This window comes from Actinoplanes sp. GCM10030250, from assembly GCF_042666575.1.
In the GTDB taxonomy this organism is placed as follows: domain Bacteria; phylum Actinomycetota; class Actinomycetes; order Mycobacteriales; family Micromonosporaceae; genus Actinoplanes.
Genome location: NZ_JBHTDO010000052.1, coordinates 28425 through 51014, shown reverse-complemented (window position 1 = coordinate 51014; position 22590 = coordinate 28425). Strand labels below are relative to the sequence as shown.

The 22590-nt window shown below is 69.1% G+C and carries 21 protein-coding genes; 13 read left to right on the top strand and 8 right to left on the bottom strand.

Features of this window, described 5'->3' with window-relative positions; translation table 11 throughout:
- Window positions 1-45 precede the first annotated feature (45 nt).
- Both ACFQV6_RS40680 and glpK read left to right on the top strand, forming a co-directional pair.
- Window positions 46-828 (top strand): IclR family transcriptional regulator, encoded by a 783-nt coding sequence (locus ACFQV6_RS40680; RefSeq protein ID WP_378033067.1) that lies wholly within the window; start codon window positions 46-48, stop codon window positions 826-828.
- Window positions 825-2300, top strand: a complete 1476-nt coding sequence (gene glpK, locus ACFQV6_RS40675; protein ID WP_378033066.1) for a glycerol kinase GlpK — start codon at window positions 825-827, stop codon at window positions 2298-2300. The genes ACFQV6_RS40680 and glpK overlap by 4 nt, the downstream gene beginning before the upstream one ends.
- A 16-nt stretch (window positions 2301-2316) precedes the next feature.
- On the opposite strand, the gene ACFQV6_RS40670 is transcribed toward glpK, so the two are convergent.
- Complete coding sequence (locus tag ACFQV6_RS40670; RefSeq protein WP_378033065.1) at window positions 2317-4071, bottom strand: alpha/beta hydrolase-fold protein; 1755 nt, start codon at window positions 4069-4071, stop codon at window positions 2317-2319.
- 79 nt (window positions 4072-4150) lie between these two features.
- Complete coding sequence (locus ACFQV6_RS40665) at window positions 4151-4411, bottom strand: hypothetical protein (RefSeq protein ID WP_378033064.1); 261 nt, start codon at window positions 4409-4411, stop codon at window positions 4151-4153.
- 93 nt (window positions 4412-4504) lie between these two features.
- On the opposite strand from ACFQV6_RS40665, the gene ACFQV6_RS40660 reads away from it, so the two are divergent.
- The 6 genes from ACFQV6_RS40660 to ACFQV6_RS40635 all read left to right on the top strand — a co-directional run bounded on the left by ACFQV6_RS40660 (window position 4505) and on the right by ACFQV6_RS40635 (window position 12258).
- A complete protein-coding gene (locus tag ACFQV6_RS40660) occupies window positions 4505-5443 on the top strand; it encodes a ParA family protein (protein WP_378033063.1) in 939 nt (312 codons plus the stop codon).
- Window positions 5440-5958, top strand: a complete 519-nt coding sequence (locus tag ACFQV6_RS40655) for a hypothetical protein (protein ID WP_378033062.1) — start codon at window positions 5440-5442, stop codon at window positions 5956-5958. Before ACFQV6_RS40660 ends, ACFQV6_RS40655 begins: the two co-directional genes overlap by 4 nt.
- Before the next feature lie 2 nt (window positions 5959-5960).
- A complete protein-coding gene (locus tag ACFQV6_RS40650; RefSeq protein WP_378033061.1) occupies window positions 5961-7331 on the top strand; it encodes a hypothetical protein in 1371 nt (456 codons plus the stop codon).
- Between the two features lie 121 nt (window positions 7332-7452).
- Window positions 7453-8313 (top strand): GDSL-type esterase/lipase family protein, encoded by an 861-nt coding sequence (locus ACFQV6_RS40645; RefSeq protein WP_378033060.1) that lies wholly within the window; start codon window positions 7453-7455, stop codon window positions 8311-8313.
- Window positions 8314-8538: 225 nt separating this feature from the next.
- Window positions 8539-9231 (top strand): hypothetical protein, encoded by a 693-nt coding sequence (locus ACFQV6_RS40640; RefSeq protein ID WP_378033059.1) that lies wholly within the window; start codon window positions 8539-8541, stop codon window positions 9229-9231.
- 144 nt (window positions 9232-9375) lie between these two features.
- Window positions 9376-12258, top strand: a complete 2883-nt coding sequence (locus ACFQV6_RS40635) for a hypothetical protein (protein ID WP_378033058.1) — start codon at window positions 9376-9378, stop codon at window positions 12256-12258.
- Window positions 12259-12321: 63 nt separating this feature from the next.
- Here ACFQV6_RS40635 and urtE read toward each other — a convergent pair whose 3' ends face one another.
- Genes urtE through urtA form a run of 5 tightly spaced genes read right to left on the bottom strand, consistent with a single transcriptional unit; the run spans window position 12322 to window position 17046 of the window.
- The gene (urtE, locus tag ACFQV6_RS40630; RefSeq protein WP_378033057.1) at window positions 12322-13014 is read right to left on the bottom strand and encodes an urea ABC transporter ATP-binding subunit UrtE; all 693 of its coding nucleotides are present in this window, start codon (window positions 13012-13014) and stop codon (window positions 12322-12324) included.
- Window positions 13014-13757: an urea ABC transporter ATP-binding protein UrtD gene (gene urtD / locus ACFQV6_RS40625; RefSeq protein ID WP_378033056.1), complete on the bottom strand. Its 744-nt coding sequence runs from the start codon at window positions 13755-13757 to the stop codon at window positions 13014-13016. Before urtD ends, urtE begins: the two co-directional genes overlap by 1 nt.
- Entirely contained in the window at window positions 13754-14860 is a 1107-nt protein-coding gene (urtC, locus tag ACFQV6_RS40620) for an urea ABC transporter permease subunit UrtC (RefSeq protein ID WP_378033055.1), read from the bottom strand. The genes urtD and urtC overlap by 4 nt, the downstream gene beginning before the upstream one ends.
- Window positions 14857-15744, bottom strand: coding sequence for an urea ABC transporter permease subunit UrtB (urtB, locus tag ACFQV6_RS40615; RefSeq protein WP_378033054.1), 888 nt, complete (start codon window positions 15742-15744; stop codon window positions 14857-14859). Before urtB ends, urtC begins: the two co-directional genes overlap by 4 nt.
- Window positions 15745-15798: 54 nt before the next feature.
- Entirely contained in the window at window positions 15799-17046 is a 1248-nt protein-coding gene (gene urtA, locus ACFQV6_RS40610; RefSeq protein WP_378033053.1) for an urea ABC transporter substrate-binding protein, read from the bottom strand.
- Here urtA and ACFQV6_RS40605 point away from each other — a divergent pair.
- From ACFQV6_RS40605 to ACFQV6_RS40595, 3 genes are all read left to right on the top strand, one after another.
- Window positions 17021-17275, top strand: a complete 255-nt coding sequence (locus ACFQV6_RS40605; protein ID WP_378033052.1) for a hypothetical protein — start codon at window positions 17021-17023, stop codon at window positions 17273-17275. The genes urtA and ACFQV6_RS40605 overlap by 26 nt on opposite strands.
- 134 nt (window positions 17276-17409) lie before the next feature.
- Window positions 17410-18597, top strand: a complete 1188-nt coding sequence (locus ACFQV6_RS40600) for an ABC transporter-binding protein (RefSeq protein ID WP_378033051.1) — start codon at window positions 17410-17412, stop codon at window positions 18595-18597.
- Window positions 18594-19067, top strand: coding sequence for a hypothetical protein (locus ACFQV6_RS40595; protein ID WP_378033050.1), 474 nt, complete (start codon window positions 18594-18596; stop codon window positions 19065-19067). The genes ACFQV6_RS40600 and ACFQV6_RS40595 overlap by 4 nt, the downstream gene beginning before the upstream one ends.
- Here the strand turns inward: ACFQV6_RS40595 and ACFQV6_RS40590 are convergent.
- Window positions 19040-19477 carry a protein phosphatase gene (locus ACFQV6_RS40590; protein ID WP_378033049.1) on the bottom strand — a complete coding sequence of 146 codons (438 nt, stop codon included), beginning with the start codon at window positions 19475-19477 and terminating at the stop codon, window positions 19040-19042. The two genes, ACFQV6_RS40595 and ACFQV6_RS40590, sit on opposite strands and share 28 nt — an antisense overlap.
- A gap of 50 nt (window positions 19478-19527) precedes the next feature.
- On the opposite strand from ACFQV6_RS40590, the gene ACFQV6_RS40585 reads away from it, so the two are divergent.
- Window positions 19528-20763 (top strand): MFS transporter, encoded by a 1236-nt coding sequence (locus ACFQV6_RS40585; protein WP_378033048.1) that lies wholly within the window; start codon window positions 19528-19530, stop codon window positions 20761-20763.
- A gap of 146 nt (window positions 20764-20909) precedes the next feature.
- Window positions 20910-22547, top strand: coding sequence for an arginine--tRNA ligase (gene argS, locus ACFQV6_RS40580; protein WP_378033047.1), 1638 nt, complete (start codon window positions 20910-20912; stop codon window positions 22545-22547).
- Window positions 22548-22590: the final 43 nt, after the last annotated feature.

Below are 22590 nucleotides of genomic sequence, written 5' to 3'. Positions count from 1 at the left end.
AGCGCCGACCCTCGGGACAACGGTCGGCGTGCGACAATGTCGCACGTGCCCGGCTTGATCCAGTCCATCGAGCGGTCCTCGGCCGTGCTGCGGTTGCTCGCCGCGGTGCCGGACCGGCTGCGGGTCAAGGAGATCGCCGACGCTCTGGACCTGCCCAAGTCGACGGCGCACGGCATCCTGCGCACCCTCGAGCACGTCGGCTTCGTCGAGCAGGACCCGCTGACCAGCCGATACCGGCTCGGCAGTGGGCTGCTCGACCTCGGCGGGAACGAGCGGGGCGAGGGCGTCCTCGACGTCAACGAGCTGCGCGGGCGGGCGCTGACCTGGGCGGACGCGCTGGCGGCGCGCAGCGGCGAGGAGGTACGCATCGGAGCGCTCCGGGACGACCGGGTTCTCGTCGTCCACCACGTGTTCCGGCCGGACGACTCGGCCCAGTCGATGGAGACCGGGCGGCTGCTGCCGGCGCACGCCACCGCGCTCGGCAAGGTGCTGCTGGCGTACGACGTGACGGCGACACGATCCGTCATGGCGGCCGGGCTCGAGCCGTACACAAGAAGGTCTTTGACCACCCGCCCGGATCTCGCCCGATCCCTCACCGAGACCCGCGCCCGAGGCTGGGGTCTCTCCGTCGAGGAGCGTGAGCCGGGTCGTGCGGGGATCGCCGCGCCGGTGCGTGCCATCGGCGGCCTGGTCGTCGGGGCGATCGGCATCTCCGGTCCGGTCGAGCGGCTGTGTGACACCAGACGGCAGGCCCGGCCCGCGCTCGTCGAGCACGTGACCGCTGCCGCCCGCTCGATCTCCCGCGACCTGGCCGGGCCCCGCCGATGACCGAGCGTTACGTCCTGGCGATCGATCAGGGCACCACCTCGACCCGCTGCATCCTGTTCGACAGGCGCGCCACGGTGGTGTCGGCGGTCCGCAGCGAGCATCCGCAGTCCTACCCGAAGCCCGGCTGGGTGGAGCACGACGCCGCACGGATCTGGCGGGACGTGCGGCGGCTGATTCCGCTGGCGCTGCGGGAGGCCGGAATCGGTGCGGAGCAGGTGGCCGCGATCGGCATCGCCAACCAGCGGGAGACGGTCGTGGTGTGGGACCGGGTGACCGGCCGGCCGGTCGCACCCGCGATCGTCTGGCAGGACACTCGGACCGAGCACCTGGTCAGTGGCCTGGACAGCGCGGACATCTCGGAGCGGACGGGTTTGCGGCCGGCCACCTACTTCTCCGCCACCAAGATCCAGTGGCTGCTGGCGAACGGGCTAGGCGGCCGCGGTGATCTGCTGGTCGGGACGATGGACAGCTGGCTGATCTGGAACTTGACCGGTGGCCGGCACCTGACCGACGTCACCAACGCCAGCCGGACCATGCTGATGAACCTGTCCACGCTGGACTGGGATGCCGACCTGCTGCGGCTCTTCGGGATACCGCGGGACATGCTGCCGGAAATCCGGTCGTCGGCGGAGATCTACGGCACGGCGGAGGCGGTGCTGCCCGGTGTGCCGATCGCGGCGGCCATCGGGGATCAGCAGGCGGCGCTGTTCGGGCAGACGTGCTTCGAGCCCGGCGAGGCGAAGTGCACGTACGGGACCGGCGGCTTCCTGCTGATGAACACCGGCACCGAGCTGGTGCGCTCCAGCCACGGACTGATCACCACTGTCGGTTACCGGATCGGGGACGAGGAACCGGTCTTCGCCCTGGAGGGATCGATCGCCATCGCCGGTTCGCTGGTGCAGTGGGTCCGTGATGGACTGGGACTGATCAGCACCGCGTCGGAGATCGAGACGCTCGCCGGTACCGTGGCGGACAACGGCGGCTGCTACATCGTGCCCGCCTTCTCCGGCCTCTACGCGCCGTACTGGCACAGCGAGGCGCGTGGCGTCATCGTGGGCCTGACGTCGTACATCACCAAGGGCCACCTGGCCAGGGCGGTCCTGGAGGCGACCGGTTTCCAGACCCGCGACGTGGTCGACGCGATGAACGCCGACTCCGGCCTCAACCTCACCGGGCTCAACGTCGACGGCGGAATGACCGCCGACAACCTGCTCATGCAGATCGTCGCGGACGTCCTTCAGGTGCCGGTGACCCGCCCGATGGTCGCCGAGACGGTGTCGCTCGGTGCCGCGTACGCCGCCGGGCTGGCCGTCGGCTACTGGTCGGACCTGCGGGATCTGCGCGCCAACCGGCACCGGGCCGGCCGGTGGATGCCGGCCCTGGACGGGGAACGGCGCGCTGCCGAGTACGCGAACTGGCAACGCGCCGTGGATTCCGCCGTCTACTTCAGCTCGTCACGGCCAGGTGTCTGACGAACGCGGAAGCTCGTCACGGCCAGGTGTATGACGACCGTGGCGGCTTCGGCTCCCTCGGCTGCTTGACCGGGTGCGCCCGGAACTGCTCGGTGTGCAGCCCGAACGACCGGTCCAGCTTCGGCATCCAGTAGGCGTCTTCGTGCCGGCCGGCGCCGAGCTGGTAGTCGTGCCGGACACCCTTCGCAGCCAGCGCCGTGCTCATCTGCTGCGCCGCCGCACCGAACCGGTACTCGTCGGAGTCGCCGCCGTCGAAGTAGTACCGGTGCCGGCTCAGGTCGGCCACCGTCATCCCGGCGACCAGGGTGAGCGGCCGCAGCCCGGCGTTGGCGGCCCGCTCCTCGGCGGTGCCGATCAGCGGTGCCAGGCTCAGCGCGCCCATGTGGCTGGCGATCGAGCTGAACAGCGCCGGGTTCTTCAGGCCGAGCGTGAAGGCGCCCTGCCCGCCCATCGACACCCCGCTGATCCCGCGGTGGTCGCGGTCCGGGATCGTCCGGTAGACCCGGTCGACCATCGGCACGATCTCGTTCACGATCATCGAGCGGTAGTTACCCTCGGAGGTGTCCACATACCAGCCGCTGCCACCGTCCGGGAACACCACGATCGTCTCCTCGAGGCCCTTCTCCCTGATCAGCCTGTCGAGGACGGTGTCGATGTCGCGGGCTTCCCACTCGATGTTGCTGCCGTTGAAGCCGTTCAACATGTAGACCACCGGGAAGCGCTCGGCGGTCGTGCGGGTGTAGCTCTGCGGCAGGTAGACGTTGAACTGCGCCCTGCGCTTCATCGCGGCGGAGTCGTAGTCGTCGCGGAAGAACCGGGCGTGGTCACCGAGCTCGACGCCCTTGCGCGGGTCGATGTAGAGCAGTTCCCGGGTCGCCGGCAGGCCGGTCCAGGTGCGGATCGTGTCCACGACCAGCCGGCCCTGACTGTCGACGAAAACCTCGGCCTGCGCGTCGGTGAGCGTCACCTTTCCGGCCCTGAGCAGCGCCTTCACCTCGGTCAGCCGCCGGTCAGCGGTGTCGCCCTGGTGGAAGAAGCCAGGTGCGAGGGTCGCGGCATAACCGCGCAGATCTCCGGAGGCCACCGCGCGATGCTGCCGGCTGATCACCGCACAGGCAGAAGCCAATTGGGTACGGGAAGCCGCGGTACCGGTGATACCGGACAGTGCCCGCAGCCTGGCCTTCGAGAACAGGCCGACGGGCCCCTGATAGAAGCCGCCGCCACCGGTCCCGTCGTACACCCGCACCGCGAGAACGTTCGTGGCGCCCCACCGGAGCAGCCCGTCAGCGGGGTAGTACTCCCGCGGAACCTCCCACGTGGAGTCGAAGGTCGGCGGGAACCCGCCGGTGCGCCCGATCTGCTGTCCGTTGAGGAACGCCTGGTCAGCGTCGTCGATCTTGCCGAGGGCGGCGACAACCGCGGAGTCGGTGACGCCGGCGGGCCGCTCGGGCAGCGTGAAGGTCTTGCGGTACCAGGCGTACCCGTCGTAGGCGGACAGGTCGGGGTGATTGCCCCAGTTGTCCGGGACGCTCCAGTCGCGCCAGGCGGTGTCGGCGAACGCCGGGTCCGACCAGGCGGCGTCGTCGCCGGTCGTGAACTTCCAGCCGTCCCCGGCCAGATCAACGCCGAAATCGACGGACCCGGTGGTGGCGCACGAGGTGTCGGCGGGCGTCTTCGGTACTGCTGACGCGGATGTGGGAACGTTCACACACGCCAGCGAAATAAGTAGGGTGCCCAGCAGGGCACTGCTTTTGCGGAAGGTGGGTGACATCGAGCCCTCCTGGAGGACATGTTCACAAGATCACACAAGAAACGTGGTGGACGCACACTCGCAACATTCCCGAACGATGTCAATGGGTCTTGACCTCCTGGCCGGACCCCGATGGGCCATGTCGGAAAATGTGCGGATCGACTTCCACCTGCCGCTGGCAACCCCACGAAGGTGCTGGAATTTCCGGCCGATCATCCATGGTCGCCGAGCGAGGTTCCGCGATGCGATGATGGGCGATTTCGTACGCCGCCGACGGCGTTTCCGACACCTGTTTCAAGGTCCTGTTCACCGTTGCGGCCGTCGTGTCGAGCGCCGTCGAAAATGCGAGCACCAATTGCACGAACGGGGCATGTCGCCAAGCTGACACGCATTTTGCGCTGGTCGCACTGCCGTTAATGTCGCGATGTCCGGCTGCGACAGGTAGGGGCGCGAGATGCAGGTCATCGCTGTCATGAACTACAAAGGTGGCGTCGGCAAGACGACGCTGACCGCGAATCTGGGCGCCGCGGTCGCCGCCCGGGGTCATCGGGTCCTGCTGATAGACCTCGACCCACAGGCCAACCTGACATTCTCCTTCTACACCGTCGAGCAGTGGCGCGAGGAGTTGCGCAAAGACACCACGATAATGCGCTGGTACGAGGGTGACGCCCCCGGTCGCGAGGTCGACCTGCACCGCCTTGTCGTCACTCCTCCGCTGGTCAACCACCATCTCGCGGACACCGGTGGCCGCCTCGACCTGATCTCGTCGCACCTCAAGCTCATCGACATCGATCTTCGGCTCGCGGCGCGGCTGGGTGGTGGCACCACGCTCGGGGAGTCCAAGCGCAAATTCCTGGATCTGCACGGCTGCCTGGCGCGTGCCCTGCGGCACGAGTCATTCCAGGAATACGATCTTGTATTGATCGACTGTGCGCCGAACTTCGGCCTCGTCACCAAGACCGCGATCGTCGCGAGCGATCATGTGCTGGTGCCGGCGAAAGCCGATTATCTGTCAACGCTGGGCATTCACTACCTGGCCGGAAACTGCGACGACCTGGTCGCCGAGTACAACGACTACGTGAATCACGGCGGCCGGGACGGTGCCGATCAACCGATCCAGACGCGATTCCTCGGCGTCGTGTTCACCATGGTCAAGATTTATGCGGGCAAGCCGATCGGCACCCAGCAGTACTACATGCAGGACGTCCGCCTCAACGCCCAGATCGGCGTGCTGAACGGCATGGTCCGGGACAGCCCCCGGCACTTCGGCGACGCGGGGGAGGGCGGAGTTCCGGCGATGCTGCGCGCGCCGCTCACCGACGAGGTGGCGGTGGAGTTCGGGCGCCTCACCACCGAGATTCTCGATGCGGTCGAGGCGGGTGCCAAGCAGTGAGCGATCTGGCACTGATGCTGCGATTGCAGGCATGCGTGACCGTGTTCCTCGCGGACCTGTCACGGGATCGGCTGGTCGCGCTGATCGAGGGGCGCGCTCGTCTGAGCGTCGTCGACGGTGCCGCTTCCGCCGCTGCAGCTCCGGCAGCCGCTGCGGCTCCGGCAGCTGCTTCAGCTCCGGCAGCTGCTTCAGCTCCGGCAGCTGCTTCAGCTCCGGTTGTCGCGGGTGGGCCGGTTGTCGCGGCGGCCGCGCCGGTTGTCTCGCAGGGCCGCAGGAGGGCGCCGGCCGCCGCGCCGTTCGACGCGGACGCGGTCGCGGCCCGGCTGCGCGCCTGCGAGAACCTGGCCGAGGGCACCGAACTGCTGGCGGCTCTCAAGCTCAGCTCGGCGAACGTGAAGTTGCTGGCCAAGGTGCTGGAGATCCGGCCGGAGAGCCGGATGGCCGACACCACCAGGAAGATCCTCAACCTGACGCTCGCGTCCCGTACCAAGCACGCCGTCCTGCGGCAAGGCTGACCATGGGCGACGAGAGCAAGCGCTCCATGTATCTGCTGGGTGGCCGCCGGGTGCAGATTCGCGACCTCTTGGACGCTGGGCTGCTGAATCCCGGTGCGAAACTGCGGTTCCGCAGGCGCCGGGTCGGTGTCACCCACCACGCCGAGATCACTGTGACCGGCCGGGTCCGGTTGATCCCGGACGGCCAGGAGTTTCCGACGCCGTCGCGAGCCGCGATGGTGGCGGCCGGTATGCGGGCCGTGGACGGGTGGCTGGCATGGGTCGTTGTCGAGCTCGGCCGGCCGCTTGACGCCCTGCGGCAGGACCTGCTCGACCGCGCCGTGGCAACCGCCGCCGACGATCCGCGTGAGGAGCCGCTCGACGTGCGGGTTCACGAGCGGCTGCGGGAGGCGCGCAAGCGAGCCGACGGGAACCACCCGGAGGAGTTCTCGGTGCGGGAGCTGCTCAAACTGTGGGGCGCCAAGGATCGCGGCGACCAGATCAGCCGGATCGAGGCCGATCTCGCGAACCACGGCCTGGTCACCTCGCCGAGCTTCCGCAAGGTGACTCTCGACGCGACGGTCCGTCTGATCGTCGGCTCCAGCGGGGCCGAAGAACCGCCGGCGGCGGCCCCCGGCCGGGCACCCGCGGTGACCGACGACGAGGAGTCGGCAGAGGACCCGGTCGGCCTCACCGTGGGCAACCTGCGCTCGGCGCTGGGTGGCCTGACCTCTGTGGCGCCCAACGCGAGCTTCGACGAGGCCGTCACCAAGATGCTGCTCAACGATTTCTCGCAGCTGGCGGTGCTGAACGGTCCTCGCAACCTGCGCGGAGCGATCACCTGGCGCTCCATCGCGCACGCCCGGCACGCCGCCGCGGACGCGAAGCTGACGGATGCCATCGAGCCGGATGTTGTCGCGGTCCGTTACGACAAGGAACTGATAGACGTCCTGCCCGACCTTCAGCGGACCGGGTTCGTCTTCGTGCGCGACCTGGAGAACGTGGTGGCGGGCATCGTCACCACCGCCGACGTGGTCCAGGCGTACGGCGAGATGGCCATGCCGTTCTTCCAGATCGGCGAGCTTGACCGCAGCCTGCGCCGGGTCATCGCGCGAAACCTTGGACTCGACCAGGTGGTGGCACTCTGCCGAAGGCCGGTGCGATCGTTCGACGAGCTGTCGATGGGCGACTACCAGCGGGTGCTCGGCGATGCTCAGACCTGGACCGACCTCGGATGGCCGCTGGACCGATCGACCTTCATCGAACGCCTCGACGAGATCCGCAACATCCGCAACGACGTCATGCACTTCAAGCCCGACCCGCCGCCGGTCGGCACCATCGACCGGCTCCGCAAGCTCAACAGCCTCCTCCGCCAGTACGGGGAGCTTTCCTGATCTTCAACGCGGAATGGTCAACCGCAGGAGAGCGATTCGCGTGCGGTGATCGTTTTGTTGGTGGTGGGCGCACGATGACATATCGTGCCGGGATCGGTGCTCACCGTAATCGGGGAGGATGATGTTTCGCCGCTGGCACCTCGTCGTTCTGGCTTTGCTCGCCGTTTTCGCCATTGCCTGTGAGGGTGCCGGCGCGACGCCGGAGCCGACCGATGACGTGCCCACCGGCAAGCCGCCGGCCGGGCTGCCGTCGTCGATGGCGGCGCTGGGTGACTCGATAACCGCCGGTTTCGGCAGCTGCCTGGCCTTCGTCGCGTGCAGCCGCAACTCCTGGTCGACCGGGAGCGGATCCGCTGTGGACAGCCATTACCAGCGGATTCTCGAGGCCAACCCCAAGATCAAGGGGAAGGCCCGCAACTTCGCCGAGCCCGGCGCCGAGTCCGGGGCTCTCGCCGGCCAGGCGGCGCAGGCGGTCGAGATGAAGGCGCAGTACGTGACGATCCTGATCGGCGCGAACGACGCCTGCTCCCGGTCCGTGGCGGCCATGACGGGTGTGTCCGCCTTCCGCGGCGAGATCGACCGGGGCCTGGCCCGGCTGAAGAAGGGGCTGCCCAAGGCGCGGGTGCTGGTCGTGAGCATCCCCGACCTCTACCGGCTGTGGGAGCTCGGGCACGGCGACGAGCGTGCGGTGCGGGTCTGGGGTCAGGGCGGGATCTGCCCGTCGATGCTGGCCGAGCCGGCCTCCACCGACGAGGCGGACGATCAGCGGCGCAAGCGGGTGCGGGACCGGATCGACGCGTACAACGAGCAGTTGCGGAAGGCCTGCAAGGCGTACGGCAAGCGGTGCCGGTGGGACGGTGGCCGGGCGCACGGGATCCGCTTCTCCCTGGACCTGGTGAACCAGATCGACTACTTCCACCCCAACGTCGAGGGCCAGAGCGAGCTCGCCGAGGTGGTGTACCCCGACCGGTTCGGGTGGTGACCGCCGTCACATTCACCGAAATTGGCACATCCGCTGAATCTTGCGCGGACCAGGGCATTCACGTTTCTCTTCACCGTGGGTAGTGAAACCGCCCCCATTCGGACAGTGGAGATGGCGTTTTATTGGGCCGCACGGGCGGTATGGAATGGATGTGTCTCCCGCCGTCGGGACTTGCGGGAATCAACCGTGCAGTCAACCGAAGAGAGCGCTGAGAGGACCCCGCGAATGGCCAATTGGGTTCTGGTGCCGTGCCTCGTGCAGTTACGGACCGAGCTGAACCGCATAGCTCCGGGCCGCGACCGCACCAGCGACGGCACCATCGGTGACGCGGCACATCAGTCGTCGGTGTCCGATCACAACGACGACGAGGTCGGGCGGGTGCCGATCCACGACGCGGACAGCAAGCACGAGGTGCACGCGTTCGACGCCGACGCCGACCTGCGCACACCGAATCTGACGATGGAGATGGTGGTCCAGCACATCCTCGCCCGCTGCCGCAGTGGCGCCGAGGTGCGGTTGCGGTACATCATCTACAACCGCCGGATCTGGGAGGCCTCGAACAGCTGGAAACAGCGCACCTACACCGGCGCCAGCCCGCACACCGAACACGCGCACTTCTCCTCCTCGTACGTGACCGCGCGCGAGGCCAACACCGCATCCTGGCATCTGGAGGACATTCCTGTGGCACTCACCGACGCCGACAAGACGTGGCTCTCCGCCCAGATCGACGCCGCGGCGACCCGTGCCGCCGAACGGGTCTGGAAGCAGAAGCTGAACATCGCCGTTCAGCCCGGCGCCGCCCCGAACCTGCAGGAGGCCGGCTCCATCCTGCGGTACACGTCGAGCGAGCACTACCGCATCGAGAGCAAGGTCGACGACCTCAGCACCGAGGTGGAGAAGGCCCTCGCCGAGGGCTGATCATCGGCTCGGCACAGCCCCGGAGAGGAGAGCCTCGCCGGGGCTGTGCACTGTGGAAAACGCGACTCCGCCAACGCATCGACGCTGTTAAGATCGTGCGACCTTGCCCGGACGTCCACTCCCGGGCGAGCTTCGGGGAGAATCATGCGTCTGTTCCGCAAATCCATGCTGTCCGCAACCGTCCTCGCCCTGAGCACCGCCGCGGTCGTCACCGTCACCGCGCAACCGGCTCAGGCGCAGACCTATACCTCCGCTCCTCTGACGGCCTGGGCCTACACCGATGCGGCCCGGCCCACCACCGCGGATCCCAACCCCTCCGGTGACGCGCCGATCGGTGCGTCCGACGATGCGGGCACCCGGCACGTCCGCCGTGCCTACTTCACCTTCGACATCACGGCATACCGGTCCCAGATCCTGCACCGGGCCACTCTGTACTCATCGGAGCGCACGGTGCGGGACTGCACCGCGGCCGCGCCGATCGAGGTCTGGCGCACCAAGCCGGTCACCGCGACCACCACCTGGGCCAAGGCGCCGAAAGCGCTGGAGCTCGTCGGGCAGTACACCCTCGGCAAGGGGATCATCTGCCCCGGCGCCTACCTCGGCATCGACGTGATCCCCGCGATCGAGGCGGCGCTGGACCGGCGCGAGAAGACGATCACCTTCGAGGTACGGGTGGCGGCCTCCGCGGAGAACGACCTCGCGGTGGCCCGCACCATGCGCCAGTTCGCCCTGAGCACGGCCTCCAACCACGCACCGGTGGTCAGCGCGCCCAAGCTGCTCAACCCGGACCGGCCCTGCGGAACCCTGGAGAAGCACCCGTTCGCCGGTGGGCCGTACACCAGGTTCAACGTTCAGGCGGCCGACGCCGACGGTGACTACGCGCGGATCACCTACGCGACCTGGCCGGTCGCCGAGCCGGAGAAACGGGTCGAGTCGACCTCGATCGAGCGTGACCTGCGCGAGTTCCCGGACGGCACGGTGATCGCCTGGCAGGCGCAGGCGCGTGACAACGACGACGCCGGGCCGTGGAGCAGGACCTGCTACCTCACCGTGGACAACACCGCTCCCGCCAAGGCGCCGGTGGTGTTCTCGAAGAAGTACAACGTCCCCGGTTATCCGGGCTCGGGCGGGCAGGGTGTGGCCGGCGCGTTCGTCTTCGACGCCGAGGGCGACCGGGACATCGTCAGCTTCGAGTATCGGTTGAGCAGCGGCTTCCTCCAGTCCGCCAAGGCGGGCCGGCCGGGCGGCCGGGCCCGGGTCGAGCTCACACCCGCCAACGACGGCCGTCAGCGCGTGGAGGCCCGCTCGGTTGACCGCGCCGGCAACCGCGGTCCGTTCCAGACCTACGAGTTCTGGGTCCGCGACACCGCGCCGTTCGCCGAGATCGACGTCGCCGGAGTGAACCTCACCAGCCACATCACGCTGGGCTCGCGGGCCGCTGAGGCGACCTCCTTCGGGTACGCCCTCAACGGCGGCACCGAGGTCCGGGTCGCGGTGGTGGACGGCAAGGGCACTGGGGAGATCGTCTTCCCGTCGGCCGGCTCGCACACCGTCGCCCTGCGCGCCTACGCCGGCAACAAGCTGCTCGGAGCCGACACCGAGACCGTCCGGGTCAGTGACGCACCCGGTATCGCCTCCGAGGAGTTCAACTGGCTGTCGTCGCCGCTGAGCGGCGAGCCCGGAAGCTTCCGGTTCACCCCGCGGACCACGGACGTGGTGGCCTATCGCTACGAGTTCGACAACGGTGAGCAGGGAACGGTCGACGCCGGCGCGGACGGGACAGCGGTGCTGGAGTGGACGCCGCAGGACGGGCGCTACTACGAGATCACGGTGGTGTCGGTCCGGGCCGACGGTTCGGTCACCGAGCCGGCTCGCGAGCAGTTCTTCGTCATCAGCACCAAGCCGTACCTGTCCTCCGACTACGGCACGAACTGGCCGGACACGGACGGCGTCGGCCGCCCGGTCACCGTCTCCATCGACAGTGACCTGCCGGGCGTCACCGGCTTCGTCTACAGCTTCGACGGCGGGGCGGAGAAGGAGACCACCGACGGTGCCCACGCGTACGTCGACGTGGTCCCGCGGCACGCCGGGGAGAACACCTTCACGGCGCGGGCACGACGCTCCGACGGCACGCTCTCACCGGCGGCCACCCTCACGTTCACCGTCACCGACGCGCCGGTGGTCGACGTCAAGGGCCCGTACGGGCAGACGCCGATGATCGGCCGGGAGGCCACCTTCACCATCGCCCCGGCGGTGCCCGGCATCGTCGGTTACCGGTACAACTGGGGTGGCTGGGGCGAGGAGCAGCAGCTCGCCGCGGACGCGGACGGCAACGCCACGCTGGTCTGGACCCCGGAGTCCGGCTCGTACGAGATGCTGGTCATCTATGGCGTGACCGCCGACGGCACGGTCACCGAGAGCCGTACGGTCGGCTTCGGCATCGACGACCAGAACGTCTCGGTCTCCGCGACCTGGAGCGAGTGGTGGCCGAGCGGCGGCATGGGCGTACCGGGCCGGATCGGCTTCCACGCCTCACCGTCCGAGGCCACCAAGCGCTACCTGTGGCGGGTCGGTGACGGCCCGATGCAGGCGGTCGACCGTGACCCGGACGCGCTGGTCACCGACGTGCCCTACACCCCGGACTCCTCCGGTGAGCTGGTCGTCCAGGTGCAGCGGGAGTTCGTCGACGGTGTGCTGTCGACGATCTCCGAGCACCGGCTGCTCGTCGGCACCATGCCGCTGGTGGAGGCGGACCGCCTTCAGGACAACCAGTGGAACGGCGAGCCCGGTGAGGCAGGCGTCTTCCGGTTCAGCGGTGGCACGACGGGGATCGTCTCGTACGACTACCGGGTGGAGGACTACACCGCGGGCACCGAGGCGGCCACCGGCACGGTGGCGGCCGACGGCACCGGAGCCGCCCAGGTGAGCTTCACCCCGGCCGAGTCGCACTACTACATCGTGACGGTCACCGGCCGTACGGCGGACGGCACCGTCACCGACCAGGGCCGACTGTCCTTCTCGGTCTGAACCTGACAGCACGGATCCCCGGTGAGCCGCACGGCTCACCGGGGATCCGTGTCTCCGGGCGGATCAGACGGTCAGGGCCTGACGGACGCTGGCCTCCGCCGCGGACCCGCCGTCGCCGGTCGAGGTGACCCGGCCCGCCTCGAGCACGTGGTAGCTCTGCGCCGCCCGCAGGGCGAAACCGACGTGCTGCTCCACCAGCAGCACTGACATGCCGCCGCGCGCGGCAAGCCCGAGGATGGTCTGCTCGATCTCGGCGACCACGGACGGCTGGATGCCCTCGGTGGGCTCGTCGAGCAGCAGCAGTCTCGGGCGGGTGATCAGCGCGCGGGCCAGCGCGAGCTGCTGGCGCTGGCCGCCGGAGAGCAGACCGGCCCGGCGGCCCATCAGGTCCTTGAGGGCCGGGAAGAGGTCGAGCGACTCGGCCATCGCGGCCCTGCCGGCCTTGCGGCCGTCGGCGACGAGCTGCAGGTTCTCCGCGGTGGTCAGGTGCGGGAAACTCTGCTGTCCCTGCGGGACGTACGCCACGCCACGCGCCACCCGCTCGTGCGGCGCCAGCCTGGTGATGTCCTCGCCGTCCAGCAGGATCAGCCCGGTCCGCGGTTTGATCAGCCCGATCGCGACCCGCAGCAGTGTGCTCTTGCCGGCGCCGTTGTGCCCGAGGACGGCGGCGACACCGTCGGTAGGCACGGTGAGGTTCACGCCGTGCAGGACGATGCTGCGGCCGTACCCGGCGTGGATGTCCTCGAATCGCAGCATCACGCCTCCTGCTTCTCCACCGAGTGTCCGAGATAGACCTCCTGCACCTTCGGGTCGGCCTGGACCTGCGCGACGGTGCCCTCGGAGAGGATCTTCCCGGCGTGCATGACCGTGACCGTACGGGCGAACCGCCGCAGGAAATCCATGTCGTGCTCGATCACCACAACGGTGTGGTCCCTGCTCAGCTGGCCGAGAAGCTCGCCGGTGGCGTCGCGCTCGTCGTGGCTCATCCCGGCGACCGGCTCGTCGAGCAGGAACAGCTGGGCGTTCTGGACCAGCAGCATGCCGATCTCCAGCCACTGTTTCTGACCGTGCGCCAGCGTGCCGGCGAGCTTGTCGCGGACCCCGGTCAGCCGGACCGTCTCGAGAGCCTGCTCCACTTCGGGCGGGATGCCCCGGCGGGTGCGCAGCATGGTGAGCGGCCCGCGCGACCATCCGGCGGCGATGTCCAGGTTCTGCAGGACGGTCAGCTCCTCGAAGACCGACGCCGTCTGGAAGGTCCGGCCGACACCCAGCCGGGCGATCTTGTGAACCTTCCGGCCCAGCAACTCGTGGCCGGCGAAGGTGACCGAGCCGCCGGCCTTCGCCAGGCCGGTCACGGCGTCGATCAGCGTCGTCTTGCCGGCGCCGTTCGGCCCGATGACGAACCGCACATCACCGGCGGGCACGTCCAGATCGACGCCACCGACGGCCACGAATCCGTCGAAGACGACCCGCAAGTCGCGGATGGAAAGTCCGCTCATGTCGTCACCTCCACGGGAGTCTTCTCGACGGGTGTGTGCGGAGGCGGACCGGCGGGCGTCGCCGCCCGGCGGCGCCGGATCATGCCGGCCAGTGAGGCCAGGCCGCCGGGCAGGAACACGATCGGCAGGATGAAGAGCAGACCTTCGAAGTACGTCCACGCGGACGGCACCCGCTCGGACAGTGCGGTCTTCGCCCAGGCCACCGCGATGGCACCCAGGGCCGGGCCCACCAGGCTCGCCCGGCCGCCCACCGCCACGCCGATGACGAACTCGATCGAGGGGACCACACCGATCATCGCGGGCGAGATGATGCCGACGGCCGGGACGAAGAGGGCTCCGGCCAGTCCGGCCATGCCGGCGGCGGCGACGTACGCGACGAGTTTGACGTTCGCCGGGTCGTAGCCGAGGAACCGGACCCGCTCCTCACCGTCGCGGACCGCCACCAGCAGCTCGCCGTAGCGGCTGCGCATCAGCTGCCAGGTCAGGCCGAGCACGGCCAGGAGGCTCCCGGCGATGATGAAGTAGACCATCCGGCGGTTGATCGGGTCGTTCAGGTCGTACCCGAAGAAGCCCTGGATGTCGGTGAGCCCGTTGGTGCCGCCGGTGGTGCCCTGCTGGCCGATCAGCAGGATCGCGAAGGCCGCGCAGAGCGCCTGGGAGAGGATCGCGAAGTAGGCGCCCCGTACCCGCCGCCGGAAGATCAGCAGACCGAGGAGCAGGGCCACCAGCATCGGCAGCAGGATGGTGGCGGCCAGCGCGAACAGCGGGCTGGCGAACGGTTTCCACCACCACGGCAGGGTATCGAGTTGCCCGTACAGCTGCATGAAATCCGGCAGACTGCCGGGGCCCGCGTCGGCGAGCTTGAGATGCATGGCCATCGCGTAGCCGCCCAGGCCGAAGAACACGCCCTGACCGAGGGTGAGCATGCCGCCGCGGCCCCAGGCCAGGCCGATGCCGACCGCGACGAGTGCGAAGCAGAGGTATTTGGACAGCAGGTTCAGCCGGAAGTCGCCGAGCGCCGCCGGCGCGACCGCGAAGAGCAGCACGGCGGCGATGCCGAAGCCCCACGCCGCCCGGAACCGCCCCTGGAGGATGGACTTCATGCCAGGCTCCTCGTTCGGAGGGTGAACAGGCCCTGCGGCCGCCACTGGAGGAAGGCAACGATCGCGACGAAGACGATCACGCTGGCGACGCTGACGGTGGTCGTGTACTCCACCATGGACTGGAGGATGCCGAGGACGAACGCCACGATGACGGTTCCCTTCAGCTGACCGATACCGCCCACGACGACGACCAGGAACGCGTTGACGATGATGTTGGTGCCCATGGTCGGGCCGATCGGGCCGATCAGGGTCAGCGCGACACCGGCGATGCCGGCCAGCCCGGAGCCGATGAAGAAGGTCAGCCGGTCCACCCGGCCGGTGGCCAGGCCGGAGACCGCGGCCAGGTCCCGGTTCTGGACGACGGCCCGGATCCGGCGGCCCAGCGAGGTGGTCTTCAGCACCACCGTCAGGGCGGCGACCGCGGTGAGGGCCAGGATCAGGATGAACAGCCGGCTGCTGGAGATCACCAGGTCGCCGAAGACGGTGATGCTGCCGGTGAGGAACTCCGGGGCGCGGGTCTGCACGTTCGGTGCGCCGAAGACGTCCCGGGCGAGTTGCTGGAGGATCAGCGAGACCCCCCAGGTGACCAGCAGGGTGTCCAGCGGGCGCGCGTAGAGGCGGCGGATGAGCAGCACCTCCAGCAGCACACCCATCAGGCCGGCCACGGCGAACGCGATCGGCAGCGCGACCAGCAACGACAGGCCGGCACCGGTGATCACCTGCTGCAGGACGTACACGGTGTAGGCGCCGACCATGATCAGCTCGCCGTGCGCCATGTTGATGACGCCCATCTGACCGAAGGTCAGCGACAGGCCGAGGGCGATGAGCAGCAGCACCGCGCCGATGCTGATGCCGGTGAAGAGTTGGCTGAGGACGAGAGTCATTTCCGAACCCTTCCGGCGGGCCGCCCGGTGACCCGGGCGACCCGCCTACGACGGTCAGGCGAGGGATCCGGCCCAGCTGTAGCCCTTGAGGTACGGGTCCGGCTTGATCGGCTCGCCGGAGTTCCACACCTCCTTGATCAGGCCGTCGTCGCCGATCCTGCCGATCCGGGCGGTCTTGGAGATGTGCTGCGTGGCGCCGTCCACGCTGACCTTGCCCTCGGGGGCGTCGAAGGTGATGCCGTCGGCCGCCGCCTTGACCTTTTCGACGTCGAACGAGCCGGCCTTCTCGACCATCGCCTTCCACAGGTAGACCGAGACGTAGGCGGCCTCCATCGGGTCACTCGTCGGCTTGTCCGCGCCGTACTTCGCCTTGTAGGCCTTGACGAACTTGTCGTTCGCCGCGCCCTCGGTGGTCTGGTAGTAGTTCCAAGCCGTGAGCTGCCCGGCCAGGTACTGCGTGCCGATGCTCTTGACCTCCTCCTCGGCGATCGAGACGGAGACCACCGGCATGCCGGTGGCGGTCAGCCCGGCCGCCTTGTACTCCTTGAAGAAGGCCACGTTGCTGTCGCCGTTGAGCGTGTTGAACACCGCCGAGGCACCGGAGGCCTTCACCTTGTTGACGATCGTGGAGAACTCGGTGGAGCCCAGCGGCGCGTAGTCCTCGCCGAGCACCTTCATGCCGTTCGCCGCCGCGTACGCCTTGATGATCTTGTTCGCGGTCCGCGGGAACACGTAGTCCGAGCCGACCAGGTAGACCGATGTCTTGCCCTGCGCCTTCAGGTAGTCCAGACCGGGAACGATCTGCTGGTTCGTGGTGGCGCCGGTGTAGAAGATGTACGGCGACTGCTCCAGGCCCTCGTACTGCACGGGGTAGAAGAGCAGCGACTTGTTCTTCTCGAAGACGGGCTTGACCGCCTTGCGGCTGGCCGAGGTCCAGCAGCCGAAGACCGCGGCGACCTTGTCCTCGCTGATCAGCTTCTGCGACTTCTCGGCGAACGTGGGCCAGTCGGACGCGCCGTCCTCGCTGACCGGCTCGATCTTCTTGCCGAGTACGCCACCCGCGGTGTTGATCTCCTCGATGGCCAGCTGGAGCGAGTCCCGCACGGTCACCTCGCTGATCGCCATGGTGCCGGAGAGCGAGTTCAGCAGGCCGACCTTGACGGTGTCACCGGACGTGTCGATCACCGCGCCGGCCGCCGGAGCGGATTCGTCGCTGGTCTTGGCTCCGCAGGCGGTGAGGGCCGCGAGGGCGGCAACTGTCGCGATAGTGGCCGCGGTGCGCCGGCCGGAAATCCTGAACATGAAACCTCCGCTTGGAAATCAGCAGAATGAATTGACGCCGATGGAGTCCATGCCGCCGGGTTCGCCGGTCGTTGCGCTGAAGGACGGTGCCCTGACCGGCAGCTCTGCCGCTCAGCTAGGCAGGATTAGTTTCATGTCCTTCGATTTCAATGCCGTTTCCCGTGCCTTAATACGGCGTTTCCTGGGTTACCGGCAGAAAACAAAAAGCCGACCTCGAAAGGTCGGCTGAAAGAGGTACTTGATATTGACGGCAGTTTGTCGGGCGGGTCGGCGGACTGTCAAGGCGTCCGGGTCGGCACGTCGAGTCCCCGCTGACCGTCCGCAGGCCGACGGCGACAGCGTGTATCGAGTAATGTGGATCACATGGCTGAGCGGTACTCGCGGCGATCCTTCATGGTCGGTGCCCTGACCACCGGGCTGCTGTCCTCCGCCGCCGGATATTCGCTCACCCGCCGGGAGCCGGTCACGCTGACCCTGGCGACCGGCGCCGAGCCGACCGGCGGCGGGCGCAAGCTCCTGATCAACCTGTGGAACGACATGCACCCGGACATCCGGATCGAGCTACTGGAGATCAACAGCTCCACTCAGGACCAGTATGCGAAGTTCACCGAGAACCGGGCGGATATCTACAACCTGGACGTCATCCACATCCCCCGGTTCGCCGCCGCGGAGCGCATCGAGCCGATCGTCCCGCGCAGCGACCTCTCGCTGCTCGATCCGGTGCGCCGGGTCTGCCAGGTCGGCGACGAGAAGGACCGGCTCTGGGCGGTCCCGTTCAACTCCGACGTCGGGATGCTCTACCGGCGGATCACCGACAAGAGCGCCGCGGACAGCGAGCCGGCGCTGAGCGACGTGCTGGACCAGGGTGGGTTCACCGGCCAGCTGAACACCGTCGGCACCCAGACCGACGAGGCTTTCGTGGTCAACGTGCTGGAGCACGCCCTCGCGCAGGACGACGCGATCCTCGACGAGCAGGGAGTCGTGTCCTACAGCCTCGGTCAGTGGCGGACCGCCCTCGAGCCGCTGGCCGGGGCGATGCGGGCCCGCCGGATCCAGGCCGAGACCGGCGAGGAGGGCAGCATCCGGGCGTTCGGGCGCAACAACCTGCGCTACATGCGGAACTGGCCGGTCTGGTTCCCCGGCGTGGACCGGGAGGAGCGGGCCGAGCCCGACACCGCGGAGATCCGTCTCGGCAGGCTCCCGGTCGGCATCCTCGGCGGGCAGTGCCTCGCGGTGGACCGGGAGACACCGCACCGGGACGCCGCCGAACAGGTGATCCACTTCCTCACCGACATCCCCGCGCAGAAGCTGCTGGCCACCTACGGGTTCGCGCCGCCGGGGCGGGACGCCTACATCGACCCCGGGCTCCAGAACTCCGCACCGCAGCTCACCATCGTGCGGTACGCCGTCGAGGCCGCCCGTCCCCGGCCGGTGAACCCCGGATACGCCGACTTCGCCCAGCGGTTCAAGGAGCACACCTACGCGTACCTCTACGAGGGCGAACAGCTCACCCAGCGGTTCGTCCAGGACATGCAGGAGGCGCTGCGATGACCGATTCGGGCCTCCAGGGCTGGCACGTCTCCCTCTTCGTGACCCTGCTTGTCCTGCTGATCCAGTGGCTGGCACACCAGGTCCTCCCGGCCGGCCGATCGGGTGCCGCGACCGGGGTCCGGCCGGCCGGCAAGTCGCAGGCCGCGGGCCGGGCGGCGGGCGAGCCGGAGACCACCGAGCCTCGGCGGCGCGAGCTGGCGGGCAAGCGCCTGCGGGCCGGATACCTGGCGGCGCTGGGCGCCATCGCCGTGGTGATCGTGGCGGTGAGCCTGCTCGGCCCGACCCTCGCCGACCAGTTGGCGGGCGTCACCGCCACCGCGCTCGGCAGCATCACGCTCTGGCTGGCCTGGCTCTCCTACAAGGAGTCGGTGAAGCTCTCGGCCATGATTCAGACCGGTGCGACGCCCGAGGAGATCGAGACCGGGGCCAAGACCGAGACCGATCAGTCGACGCGGAACCGCGCCACGTAGCGCCGCTGCCAGGGCGTCTCCACCGCGTGCGGGTGATATTCGCGGCGCACGAACGCGACGGCCAGCGCCGGTGGCACGCCGTCCAGCACGGCGAGGCAGGCCAGCGCGGTGCCGGTGCGGCCACGACCGCCATGACATGCCACCTCCACCCGCTCACGTCCGGCGCGGTGCAGGGCTTCGATCAAGACCTCTTTCGCGTACGCGGAATCGGCCGGCAGCCGGAAGTCGGGCCACCTGATCCACCGGCTGGTCCACCCGAACTCGGGCGGCGCGGAGCCGAGCAGGTACACGCCGAACTGCGGTGGATGCCCGGACGGCATGGGTTCCCGCAGCCCACGGCCCCGGATCAGCCGCCCCGACGGCAGCGCCAGCACCCCGGCGCCACCCTTCTCCCAGCCCTGCGTCGTCATGGCGTAAATGATGTCGCGAATCCGCCGCGGCGACGTAGGGTGCTCACCTTGTGAGTACGCTCGTCCAGACCCTGGTCCCCGCTCGGCTCGGCACCGGTTTCCGGTGGTTGCTCGCCTCCTCCTGGACGACGAACCTCGGTGACGGGATCGCCGCGGCGGCCGGTCCGCTGCTTGTCGCCTCGCTCACCGACGACCCCTTCCTGATCTCCCTGGCCGCGCTGCTGACCTGGGCACCGCCGCTGGTCTGCGGCCTGTGGGCCGGTGTGCTGTCGGATCGCCACAACCGCCGGCTGATCCTGCTCGGCGCCAACGCGTTCCGAGGCGTGGTGCTGCTGGCGATGATCGCCGCGCTGGCCGCCGGCCGGTTGACCGTCGAGGCCGCTCTGATCGGCCTCGGGCTGATCAGCACGGCCGAGGTCTTCGCCGACAACACCAGCGGGACGCTCGCCCCGATGCTGGTGCACCGCGACGATCTGGCACTGGCCAACGCCCGCCTGCAAACCGGCTTCATCACCCTGAATCAGCTGGCCGGCCCGCCGCTCGGCGCGGCGCTGTTCACCGTCGGCCGGGCCTGGCCGCTGGTGTCCGAAGTGCTGCTGGTGGGCGCGGGGATGCTCCTGGTGAGCCGGATGACCCTCCCGCCGCACGGCCGCGACCGGGCCGCGGGTGCGCGCCGCAACGTGTGGCACGAGATCGTCGAGGGCCTGCGCTGGGTGCGGCACCATCCGCCGGTGCGCACGCTGTGCCTGATCGTGCTCGTCTTCAACCTCGCCTTCGGTGCCGCCTGGTCGGTGCTGGTGCTCTACGCGAGCGACCGGCTCGGCCTGGGTGCCTTCGGGTTCGGGCTGGTCACCGGCGTGGCCGCGGTCGGTGGCGTGGTCGGCACCGTGGCGTACGGGCGGCTCACCGCCCGGATCAGCCTCGGCAACCTGATGCGGATCGGCCTGATCATCGAGACGCTGACCCATCTGGTCCTGGCGGCCACCACCTCGCCGTGGGTGGCGCTGCCGATGTTCTTCGTTTTCGGCGTGCACGAGTTCGTCTGGGGCACCACCTCCGCCACGGTCCGGCAGCGGGCCGTGCCGACCGAGTTGCAGGGCAGGGTGAACGCGGTCAACACGATCTGCATGTTCGGCGGGCTGGTGATCGGCGCGGCTGCCGGTGGTGTGCTGGCGAAGCAGTACGGGATCGCCGCCCCGTTCTGGGCCGCGTTCGGCGCGTCGGCCGTCTTCGTGGTCCTGCTCTGGCCGCAGATGACCAGGATCGCGCACGACGATCAGCTATAGTCCCGGCATGTTCAGCTTCAGCGTGCGACGCCGGCGTCCCGAGGGCCGCCGCTGAAGTTCTGCTTCCCACCCGGCGGGTCGTCACCCGCCGGCGCTGGACAGCAGTCGGTTCGACCCGTCTGACGTAACTCTCGATGGGGTCGACGATGAATCTCGAATCACTCCTGCACGACCGGCTCGCGCCCGCCCTCGAGGCGGTCGCCGGCTCTCCCGCGGACCCGGCCGTCCGCGTCTCCCCGCATGCCGACTTCCAGTCCGCCGCCCCGCTGGCCCTGGCCCGGCAACTGGGCCGGCCGCCCCGCGAGGTGGCCGCCGAGGTGGCCGGAAAGGTGGATCTCACCGGCCTCGCCGCGATCACCGTCTCCGGTCCGGGCTTCCTCAACCTCACCGTCGCCGACGACCTGATCACCACCTCGCTGGACGCGCTGGCCGGCGATGCCCGGCTCGGCGTACCGCCGGTCGCCGAGCCGGAGCGGATCGTGCTCGACTACTCCAGTCCGAACGTGGCCAAGGAGATGCACGTCGGCCACCTCCGCTCGACGATCATCGGGGACGCCCTGGCCCGGGTCCTCGAGTGGCAGGGCCACCACGTTCACCGGGTCAACCACCTCGGCGACTGGGGCACCCCGTTCGGGATGCTGATCGAGCACCTGGCCGGTGCCGAGGGTGAGTACTCGCTGGGTGACCTCACCGGCTTCTACCAGGCGGCGCGCGTCAGGTTCGACACCGACGAGGGCTTCCGGGACCGGGCCCGGCTGCGGGTGGTGGCGCTCCAGGCCGGCGACGGGCCGACCCGGGCGCTGTGGCGGAAACTGGTCGCCCAGTCCGAGCGGGTGTTCCTGGCCGTCTACGACCGGCTCGGTGTCACCCTCGGGCCGGGCGACTTCGCGGGGGAGAGCCAGTACCAGGACGACTTGGCGGGCGTTGTCGCCGATCTGAGCGAGAAGGGCCTGCTGCGGGAGAGCGACGGCGCCCTCTGCGCGTTCCCGGCGGGTTTCACCGGCCGCGACGGCGGTCCGCTTCCGCTCATCGTCCGCAAGGGCGACGGCGGTTTCGGGTACGCGGCAACCGACCTCGCCGCCCTGCGCAGGCGGGTGAACGACCTGCGGGCGACCCAGCTGCTCTACGTCGTCGGCACACCGCAGCGGATCCACTTCCAGATGGTGTTCGCGGTCGCCCGGGAGGCGGGCTGGCTGCCGGGCACGGTCACCGCCGAGCACATCGGCTTCGGGTCGATCCTCGGCACCGACGGCCGGATGCTGAGGACCCGGACCGGTGACACGGTCCGGCTCGCCGGCCTGCTCGACGAGGCGGACGCCCGCGCGTCGGCACCGGAGATCGGCCTGGCGGCGATCAAGTACGCCGACCTGTCCAGCGACCGGCGCAGCGATTACGTCTTCGACTGGGATCGGATGCTCGCGTCGACCGGGAACACCGGACCCTACCTTCAGTACGCGTACGCCAGAATCTCCTCGCTGTACCGCAAAGCCGGCGCCGAGCCCGGTCCGATCGTGCTGACCGGCCCGGAGGAACGTGCCCTCGGCCTCGCGCTGCTCGGGTTCGAACCGGCCGTGCGCAGCGCGGCCACCCTGCGGGAACCGCACCGGCTCACCGCCTACCTGCACGACCTGGCCGTCGCGTTCTCCACCTTCTACGAGTCCTGTCCGGTGCTCCGCTCCGAGGGCCCGGTCCGCGCGAGCCGGCTCGCCCTGGCCGACCTGACCGGCCGCACCCTGCACCGGGGAATGGATCTGCTGGGTCTTCCGGTGGTCACCGAGATTTGATCATCCCGCAATACCGCTTCGATCGACCGATTCCTTTATCGAG